At 68.4% G+C, this 9,480-nt stretch carries 8 protein-coding genes; all 8 read left to right on the forward strand.

The genetic code is table 11. The features are described from left to right. Nucleotides 1-305 precede the first annotated feature (305 nt). From ACIPIA_RS05105 to murD, 8 genes are read left to right on the forward strand one after another with little or no spacing between them, the layout of a single operon-like run. Complete coding sequence (locus tag ACIPIA_RS05105; protein WP_400507301.1) at nt 306-782, forward strand: division/cell wall cluster transcriptional repressor MraZ; 477 nt, start codon at nt 306-308, stop codon at nt 780-782. Next, nucleotides 779-1,810, forward strand: coding sequence for a 16S rRNA (cytosine(1402)-N(4))-methyltransferase RsmH (gene rsmH / locus ACIPIA_RS05110; protein WP_400507303.1), 1,032 nt, complete (start codon nt 779-781; stop codon nt 1,808-1,810). Before ACIPIA_RS05105 ends, rsmH begins: the two co-directional genes overlap by 4 nt. A 2-nt stretch (nt 1,811-1,812) precedes the next feature. Then, nucleotides 1,813-2,214, forward strand: a complete 402-nt coding sequence (ftsL, locus tag ACIPIA_RS05115) for a cell division protein FtsL (protein ID WP_400507305.1) — start codon at nt 1,813-1,815, stop codon at nt 2,212-2,214. After that, nucleotides 2,211-3,989 carry a peptidoglycan D,D-transpeptidase FtsI family protein gene (locus ACIPIA_RS05120; RefSeq protein ID WP_400507307.1) on the forward strand — a complete coding sequence of 593 codons (1,779 nt, stop codon included), beginning with the start codon at nt 2,211-2,213 and terminating at the stop codon, nt 3,987-3,989. The genes ftsL and ACIPIA_RS05120 overlap by 4 nt, the downstream gene beginning before the upstream one ends. Before the next feature lie 28 nt (nt 3,990-4,017). Next, nucleotides 4,018-5,472: a UDP-N-acetylmuramoyl-L-alanyl-D-glutamate--2,6-diaminopimelate ligase gene (locus ACIPIA_RS05125; RefSeq protein ID WP_400507315.1), complete on the forward strand. Its 1,455-nt coding sequence runs from the start codon at nt 4,018-4,020 to the stop codon at nt 5,470-5,472. Continuing rightward, on the forward strand, nt 5,469-6,893 hold the full coding sequence (locus ACIPIA_RS05130; RefSeq protein ID WP_400507309.1) for a UDP-N-acetylmuramoylalanyl-D-glutamyl-2,6-diaminopimelate--D-alanyl-D-alanine ligase: 1,425 nt from the start codon (nt 5,469-5,471) through the stop codon (nt 6,891-6,893). The genes ACIPIA_RS05125 and ACIPIA_RS05130 overlap by 4 nt, the downstream gene beginning before the upstream one ends. Nucleotides 6,894-6,914: 21 nt before the next feature. Next, the gene (mraY, locus tag ACIPIA_RS05135; RefSeq protein WP_400507311.1) at nt 6,915-7,997 is read left to right on the forward strand and encodes a phospho-N-acetylmuramoyl-pentapeptide-transferase; all 1,083 of its coding nucleotides are present in this window, start codon (nt 6,915-6,917) and stop codon (nt 7,995-7,997) included. Between the two features lie 10 nt (nt 7,998-8,007). Beyond that, entirely contained in the window at nt 8,008-9,441 is a 1,434-nt protein-coding gene (murD, locus tag ACIPIA_RS05140; RefSeq protein ID WP_400507313.1) for a UDP-N-acetylmuramoyl-L-alanine--D-glutamate ligase, read from the forward strand. Nucleotides 9,442-9,480 lie beyond the last annotated feature (39 nt).

Here is a 9,480-nt window from a genome sequence, read left to right on the forward strand (position 1 = left end):
CTTCGCCGGGCCAACGGGCCCGGCGAAGCCAATTTCCGCGCGCTTACGGTTACTTAACCTTAACGGGCTGTGATGGCGGACAGCCTTCGCAGGGGTCGTCGCGCGCCTGTGATTCCATTGACGCCCATCATTGCCCATGCTATCCCAAACCATCCCGTCGAAGCCGGCAGGCAATCTTCAGATCAGGGTCCGTGTGCCGCGCGGAATCTGGTCCTCGGAGCTGCCTTGCCCGCTTCGGCGGGGGGTCTTTTTGCCGCCCGCCACGCAGCGCTGCGGCGCCATGAGGTGCAAGCCGGGAGGCGGCGTTGACGGACCGCTTCGTCTCGAACTTCACCAATCGGCTCGACGCCAAGGGGCGTGTTTCCATTCCATCCAGCTTCCGCGCGGTCCTGACGAAGGACGGCTACGAGGGGCTCTACGTCCATCAGGCGCTCGACCTGCCGGCGCTGGACGCCGGCGGAAACGCGCTCAGGGCCACGATCGACGACATCCTCTCGCGCTTCTCGCCTTTCTCGGACGAATGGGAGCTGCTCTCGACGGCGCTGAACGGCACCTCGGAGGTCTTGAAGGTCGATACGGAAGGGCGGATGGTGCTGAGCGAGGCGCTGAAGGTGCATGCCGGGATCGGCGATACCGTGACCTTCGTGGGCCATGGCCACAAGTTCCAGATCTGGGAGCCCGAGCGCTTCCGGGCCCATCTCGATGCGGCGCGTACACGGCTGCGCGACGTGAAGCGGACGCTCGGAAGTCTCTCCGGTCCGGCTGGAGGAGCGAGCTCATGACCGGCCATTCCGACGCGGCCGCGGGCGGGGCGGCCCGTCATGTGCCGGTCCTGCTCAACGAGGTTCTGGAGGCGCTCGCGCCGCATGCGGGCGGGCGCTACCTCGACGGTACCTTCGGGGCGGGCGGCTACACCAAGGCGATCCTCGATGCGGCGCCGGGTGCGAGCCTGCTCGGGCTCGACCGCGATCCGAGCGCGATCGCCGGAGGGGCCGATCTCGTCGCGGCGATGGCTGGGCGCTTGATCCTGTCGCAGGCCAATTTCGGTGAGCTCGCCGAGGAGGCGGAGCGCTTCAAGATGGTGCCGCTCGACGGCGTCGTGCTCGATATCGGCGTCTCGTCGATGCAACTCGACCAGGCCGAGCGCGGCTTCTCGTTCCGCTTCGATGGGCCGCTCGACATGCGCATGAGCGGGCAGGGGCAGAGCGCTGCCGACATCGTCAACGAGGCGGAGGAAGGGCTCCTCGCCAACATCTTCTACCACTATGGCGAAGAGCGCCGTTCGCGCGCCGTGGCGCGGGCCGTCGTCGAGGCGCGCCGCAAGGCGCCGCTGGCCACCACCAAGCAGCTCGCCGATCTCGTCGCGGGGATCGTGCGCGGCGAGCCGGGCGGGGCCCATCCGGCGACGCGCGTCTTCCAGGCGCTGCGGATCGCGGTCAATGACGAGCTCGGCGAGCTGGTGCGGGCGCTGCATGCGGCCGAGACCGGGCTGAAGCCGGGCGGCCGGCTCGTCGTGGTGACCTTCCACTCGCTCGAGGACCGCATCGTCAAGCAGTTCTTCGCCGAGCGCTCGGGCCGCGTGCCGGCCGGCTCGCGCCATGCCCCGGCCGTGGCGGCGGCGCAGCCGACCTTCCGGCTGGTCAGCAAGGGGGCTGTCGGTCCGAGCGAGGCCGAGATGAGGGTCAATCCGCGGGCGCGCTCGGCCAAGCTGCGCGCCGCCGAGCGCAACGACGCCCCGGCGCGCCGGGCCGAAGCCGGCCTCGTCGCGCTCTCGACCGTTCCCGACCCGCAGCCGCGCCGGAGACCCTGAGCGTGATCAAGCTCCTGCATGTCATCGCCATCGGCGCGCTGGTCTCCTCGGCGGTCTATGCCTACTCGATCAAATACGAGACCACGCTGGCGGCCGAGCATCTCCAGAAGCTCAAGACCAAGACACAGCGCGAGCGCGACGCGATCCAGGTCCTCAAGGCCGAATGGCAGTTCCTGAACCGGCCGGACCGGGTGCAGGCGCTGGCCGAGCGCCATCTCGACCTGCAGCCCTTCGTCGTGACGCAGGTGGTGAAGCCCTCCGACATTCCCAATCGCGGCCCCAAGGTCGACACCATCGGCCGCAAGCTCGAGGATCTCGGCCTGGGCATGCCGACCGAGACGCCGCGCAGCAGCGCCCGCGCGGGCGGGACGACGAGCGCGACGACGCCGGGACCGATGCAATGAGCGAGCCGAAGCAGAACGAGGCGCCGATGGAGCAGCAGGCCGAGGTGACCGAGGGCACGGTCAAGCGCGGGCGCCTGGCCTGGCTGCGCGACGTCTTCCGCATGAGCGGGGAAAAGAGCCAGCCGCGCGTCGGCCTGGTCATCCTCGGCTTCTCCGCGCTGTTCATCGCCATAACCGGCCGGCTCGCCATGCTGGCGACGCTGCCGAACGAGCAGGTCGGCCTGCGCCGCGCGACTTCCAACGCGATTTCCGCGGCACGGCCAGACATCACCGACCGCAACGGCGAGGTGATGGCGACCGACATCCGCACGGTCTCGGTCTTCGCCGAGCCGCGCAAGATCCTCGACAAGGACGAGGCGACCGAACTCCTGACGGCCGTGCTGCCCGATCTCGATGCCAAGGACCTGCGCGACAAGCTGGGAACGAAAAAGGGCTTCGTCTGGATCAAGCGCGAGATCACGCCGCGCCAGCAGGCGGAGGTGCACCGGCTCGGCATCCCCGGCGTCGGCTTCGTGCCGGAGAACAAGCGCGTCTATCCGAACGGCACGGCGGCAGCGCATGTGCTCGGCTTCGCCAATGTCGACAATGTCGGCATCGCCGGGATCGAGAAGTATATCGACTCGCAGGGCCTGCAAGATCTGAACGGCGCGGGGCTCGCGACCGAGGCCTCCGACCTGAAGCCGGTTCAGCTTTCGATCGACCTGCGGGTTCAGCACCTCCTGCGCGACGAGCTCTTCAAGGGCATGGAGCGCTTCAAGGCGATCGCAGCGGCCGGCGCGATCATGGACGTGAACACCGGCGAGGTGCTCGCGCTCGCATCGCTGCCCGATTTCGACCCGAACAACCCGGTCGACGCGCTCGAGAAGGACCGGATCAACCGGATGAATGTCGGCGTCTACGAGATGGGCTCGACCTTCAAGGCGCTGACCATCGCGATGGCACTCGACTCCGGCAAGGTCAACATCAATTCGAGCTTCTCGACCGCCGGCGGCATGATGCGCTTCGGCCGGCAGGTCATCAAGGAATACCACGGCACCGGCCGCACCCTGACCGTGCCGGAGGTCTTCCTGCACTCGTCGAACATGGGCTCGATCAAGATGGCGCTCGCCGTCGGCGTCGACGGCCACAAGGCCTTCCTGAAGAAGATGATGCAGCTCGACCGGATGACGACGGAGCTGCCGGAAAGCGCGGCCCCGATCGTTCCGCAGCGCTGGGGCGAGATCAACACGGCGACCATCGCCTTCGGCCACGGCCTCGCGGTCGCGCCGCTGCAGGCGCTTTCCGCCGTCGCCGCGCTGGTCAATGGCGGCTATCTGATGAAGCCGACCTTCCTGAAGCGCTCCGAGGAGGATGCGCGCAAGGTCGCGACGCGCGTGATCAAGCCGGAGACGTCCGAGGCGATGCGCTACATCATGCGTCTCAACGGCGAGAAGGGCTCGGCCCGCAAGGCCGACATCCCCGGCTATTTCGTCGGCGGCAAGACCGGCACGGCGGAAAAGGTCATCAATGGCCGCTATGCCAAGAACAAGAACTTCACGACCTTCACGGCGATCGCGCCCTCCGACAAGCCGAAATACCTGTTCCTGGCGATCTACGACGAGCCGAAGGGCTATGCCGAGAGCGGCGGCTACTCGACCGCGGCCTGGAATGCGGGCGTGACCACCGGCAAGGTGATCGAGCGCTCGGCGCCGATCCTCGGGCTGAACCCGCGCTTCGACCCACCGCCATCGCCGTTCCCGCTGATGGCAAAGCTCGGGGCCTGGGGTTCCCGCTGATCTCGGCCTATAAGCGGAAACCATGAGCATGACCGGATACAGCCTCGGAGACCTCTTCCCCGAGACCTTCGACGACGACGCGGCCAGCCAGCAGGTGCATGGCGTCGCCTTCGACAGCCGCAAGATCACGGGGGACGACGTCTTCGTCGCGCTCGCCGGCGCGAAGGCCGATGGTGCGCGATTCATCATGGATGCGGTGGGGCACGGCGCCGTCGCCGTGGTCTCGGGCGGGCCGCGCCCGGCGGACCTGCCCGCCGGCGTCGCCTTCGCGCAGGTCGACGACCCCCGGCTCGCGCTGGCGCTGGCTGCGGCCAAGGTTCATCCGCGCCAGCCGCAGACCATCGTCGCCGTGACCGGCACCAGCGGAAAGTCCTCCGTCGCCGATTTCACCCGGCAGATCTTCCAGGCGCTCGGCCATGAAGCGGCGAGCCTCGGCACGATCGGCGTGGTGACGGCGAAGGGGGCGGACTATGGCTCGCTGACGACGCCGGACCCGCTCTCGCTCCATGGCTCGCTCGATGCGCTGGCGGGCGAGGGCATCACGCATCTGGCGATGGAAGCGTCGTCCCATGGGCTCGACCAGCGCCGGCTCGATGGCGTCAGGCTCAAGGCCGGCGCCTTCCTCAATCTCGGGCGCGACCATCTCGACTATCATCCGAGTGTCGAGGACTATCTCGCCGCCAAGCTCAGGCTCTGGACGTTGCTGCCGGAGGGTGCTCCGGTCGTCATCAACCGCGACGAGGCCTATGCGGAGGAGGCGGCGCGGGTCGCCGCGGCGGCAGGGCATCGGATCATCGGCATCGGCCGCAAGGGCGAGACGCTGACCCTGCTCGGCAACGAGCGCGACGGCTTCTCGCAGCGTCTGACGGTGGGTTTCGACGGGAAGCAGCTTTCGGTCGCGCTGCCGCTGGTCGGCGATTTCATGGCGGGCAACGCGCTGGTCGCCGCCGGGCTCGCGATCGCAACGGGCGAGGACAAGGAAGCGGCGCTGCAGGCGATCTCCGGCCTCAAGGGCGTGGCCGGGCGGCTGGAGCGCATCGGCGAAGCCAATGGCGGGCTCGTCGTGGTCGACTATGCCCACAAGCCGGACGCGCTTGCCGCCGTGCTGACGACGCTGCGGCCCTATGCGACCGGGCGGCTGATCTGCGTCTTCGGCTGCGGCGGTGATCGCGACAAGGGCAAGCGCCCGCTGATGGGCGCTATCGCGGCGGAGAAGGCCGATATCGCCATCGTCACGGACGACAATCCGCGCAGCGAAGACCCGGCGACCATCCGGGCCGAGATCATGGCCGCCTCCCCGAAGCTCAGCGAGATCGGCGACCGCGAGGAAGCGATCCGGGCGGCGGTGCAGATGTTGAAGGCTGGGGATTTGCTGGTCGTGGCCGGAAAGGGCCATGAAACCGGCCAGATCCTGGGCGACCGCACATTGCCCTTCTCCGACCATGAGGTGGTTCGGAAGGCGCTATCGGAGATTGCAGGATGAGCGCCCCGCTCTGGACCGGAGACAAGCTGATCGCGGCGCTGGGCGCGCGGCCCGAAGGTGCGGTGCCGCCAGCCGTGACCGGGGCCTCGATCGATACCCGCACTCTGGAGCCGGGCGACGTCTTCTTCGCGATCCAGGGCGAGGCGCGCGACGGGCACGATTTCGTCAAGGCCGCGCTCGACAAGGGGGCGGCGCTCGCCGTCATCGACGAGGCGCATGCTGACGCGTTCAAGGGCATCGGGGCGCTGGCCATCGTGCCGGACGTGCTGAAGGCGATGGAACGGGCCGGGACGACGCGGCGCGCCGATCTCAAGGCCAAGGTCATCGCCGTCACCGGCTCCGTCGGCAAGACCGGCACCAAGGAGGCCCTGCGCCTCGTGCTCTCGCGACAAGGCAAGACCCATGCGCCCGTCGCCTCCTACAACAATCACTGGGGCGTGCCCCTTACGCTCTGTCGGACGCCGGCCGACATCGCCTACGGCGTCTACGAGATCGGCATGAACAGCCCGGGCGAGATCGTGCCGCTGGCCCGGATGGTCCGGCCGCAGGTCTCGATCATCACGACGATCCAGCCGGTGCATCTGGCCGCCTTCGCCTCGGTGGAAGGGATCGCGGAGGAGAAGGCCGGAGTTTTCTGGGAGCTGGAACAGGGCGGCACGGCGATCGTCAACGCAGACATCCCGCAATCCGAACTGCTGCGCGACATCGCCAAATCCGGGCCGGCCGGGCGGATCATCACCTTCGGCGAAAGCCCGGATGCCGATGTGAAGCTGGTCTCCTGCGCGTTGAAGCCGGACATGTCGACGGTCGAGGCGCGGGTCTTCGGCGAGCCGGTCACCTATCGGCTCGGCAGCCCGGGCAAGCATATCGTGCTGAATTCCCTCGGCGTCCTCGCCGTCGTCCATGCGCTGGGGGCCGACCTCGCACTCGCCGCTCTGGCACTGGGCGATCTCAAGCCACCGGCCGGCCGCGGGGCACGGCAGATCCTCCATGCGCCGGGCGGCGCGCTGACGCTGCTCGACGAGAGCTACAACGGCAACCCGGCCTCAATGCGCGCCGCGATCGAGAATCTCGGCCGCCTGCCGGTCGAGGGCAGGGGGCGCCGCATCGCCGTGCTCGGCGACATGCGCGAGCTCGGGCCCACCGGCCCGGAGCTGCACCGCGCCCTGGCCGAGCCGCTCGTCACCAACCAGATCGACAAGGTCTTCGCCTGCGGGCCGCTGATGAAAGAGCTCTATGAGAGCTTGCCTTCGGCCATGCGGGGGGCTTATGCCGCCGGGGCGAGCGAACTGGAGCCGCTCGTGCTCGATGCAATCCGCGCCGGCGACGTCATCACGGTCAAGGGTTCGCTCGGCTCGCGCATGGGACCGATCGTCAAGGCGATCCTCGCGCGCTTTCCTGCCGTGCCTGCCGAAGACTGACCTTCAAGAGAACACCCTAGCATGCTCGTCTGGCTCGCCGACTTCGCCGGCACCTTCCCGATCCTGAACGTCTTCCGCTACATCACCTTCCGCGCAGGCGGGGCGACGGCGACGGCGCTGCTCTTCGTCTTCTTCTTCGGGCCGGCGGCGATCTCCTGGCTGCGGATCAAGCAGGGCAAGGGCCAGCCGATCCGTACCGACGGGCCGGAAACGCATCTCGCCAAGCGCGGCACGCCGACCATGGGCGGGCTGATGATCATGTCGGGCCTGTTCGCCGCGGTGCTGCTCTGGGGCAACCTGCGCAACCCCTATGTCTGGATCGTTCTCGGCGTGACCGCGGCCTATGGCGCGATCGGCTTCTACGACGACTATCTCAAGGTCACCAAGCAGTCGCACAAGGGCTTCTCGGGCAAGGCGCGCATCTCGATCGAGGTCGTGGTCGCGCTGATCGCCTGCTACTTCATCATGCAGATGCAGCCGCCGGCGATTTCCTCCGGCTTCGCCATGCCCTTCCTCAAGGAAGCGATCATCCCGCTCGGCATCCTGTTCCCGCTCGTCACGGCCTTCGTCGTGGTCGGTGCCGGCAATTCGGTGAACCTGACCGACGGCCTCGACGGCCTCGCCATCGTGCCGGTGATGATCGCGGCCGGCACTTTCGGCTTCATCTCCTATCTCGTCGGCAACGCGATCTTCGCGAACTACCTGCAGATCCACCATATTCCCGGCGCCGGCGAACTCGCGGTGATCTGCGGCGCGGTGATCGGCGCCGGCCTCGGCTTCCTCTGGTTCAACGCGCCCCCCGCCCAGATCTTCATGGGCGACACCGGCTCGCTCGGCCTGGGCGGTCTGCTGGGCACCATCGCGGTCGCGACCAAGCACGAGATCGTGCTCGCCATCGTCGGCGGCCTGTTCGTGGTCGAGGCGCTCTCGGTGATCATCCAGGTCGCGGTGTTCAAGCGCACCGGCAAGCGCGTCTTCCTGATGGCGCCGATCCACCACCATTTCGAGAAGCTGGGCTGGACCGAGCCGCAGGTCGTGATCCGCTTCTGGATCATCTCCGTCGTGCTGGCGCTGGTCGGCCTCGCGACGCTGAAGCTGCGCTGAGGGTGCGAGCATGACGCCCGTCACGGTTTTCGCCGGGCGCAAGGTCGCCCTCTTCGGCCTCGGCGGCTCCGGGCTTGCGACGGCACGCGCGCTCAAGGCGGGTGGCGCCGATGTCGCCGCCTGGGACGACAACCAGGGCAGCCGCGACAAGGCGGCGGCCGAAGGCCTTGCCGTCGTCGATCTCGCCAGCGCCGACTGGTCCGGCTTCTCGGCCTTCGTGCTCTCGCCCGGCGTGCCATTGACGCATCCGGAGCCGCACTGGACGGTCGGCAAGGCGAAGGCTGCCGGCGTCGAGATCATCGGCGATGTCGAATTGTTCTTCCGCGAGCGAGCGAAGATCGCGCCGGGCTCGCCCGCGGTCTGCATCACCGGCACCAACGGCAAGTCGACGACGACCGCGCTGATCGCGCATGTGCTCGAGGCCGCCGGCCGCGACGTGCAGATGGGCGGCAATATCGGGACAGCCGTGCTGGCGCTGGAGCCGCCGGCGGCGGGCCGCATCCATGTGATCGAGTGCTCGAGCTACCAGATCGACCTCGCGCCTTCGCTGGCGCCGACGGTCGGCATCCAGATGAACCTGACGCCGGATCACCTCGACCGGCATGGCTCGCTCGAGAATTACGCCGCGATCAAGGAGCGGCTGGTCGCGGCCGCCGATATCGCGGTCGTCGGGGTCGATGACGAGGCCTCGAAGCAGATGGCGCGCCGCCGCGCCGCCGGCGGGCGCCCGCTGGTGAAGATCAGCGGCGAGCAGCCGCTGGACGAGGGAGTCTTCGCCGGCGTCACCGCCAACCAGGGCCGTCTCGACACGCGCATCGTCGAGGTCAAGGACGGCAAGCCGCGCGTCGTCGCCAACCTTGCCGGCATCGGCTCGCTGCGCGGCTCGCACAATGCCCAGAACGCGGCGGCGGCCTTTGCCGCCTGCGCTGCGCTGGGGCTGAGCACCGCGGAGACCGAGGCGGGCTTCAAGACCTATCCGGGGCTGGCGCACCGGATGGAGGAGCTCGGCCGGATCGGCCGCGTCGTCTTCATCAACGATTCCAAGGCGACCAATGCCGATTCGACCGAGAAGGCGCTGACCTCCTTTCACGACATCTTCTGGATCCTCGGCGGCAAGGCCAAGGAAGGCGGCATCGAGTCGCTGCGCCGCTACTTCCCCAATATCGCCCGGGCCTACCTGATCGGCGCCGCCAGCGATCTCTTCGCCGCAACCTTTGAGGATGACGGGCGCGTCGCCTATGAGCGCAGCGTCACGCTCGACAAGGCTGTTGCCGATGCGACCCGCGAGGCGCTGGCGAAGCCAGGCGAAGGCGAGATCGCCGTGCTGCTCTCGCCGGCCTGCGCCTCCTTCGACCAGTTCCCGAATTTCGAGGTCCGTGGCGACACGTTCCGCAAGCTGGTTGCCGCGCTGCCGGGCTTCGTGCCCTTCGCCGCGAAGGCGTAGGCGCGTCCTGTCCGGGCGGCGCCGGTTTGCGTGGCCCGA

This window comes from Allobosea sp. CER48, from assembly GCF_044752385.1.
Classification (GTDB): Bacteria; Pseudomonadota; Alphaproteobacteria; order Rhizobiales; family Beijerinckiaceae; genus Allobosea.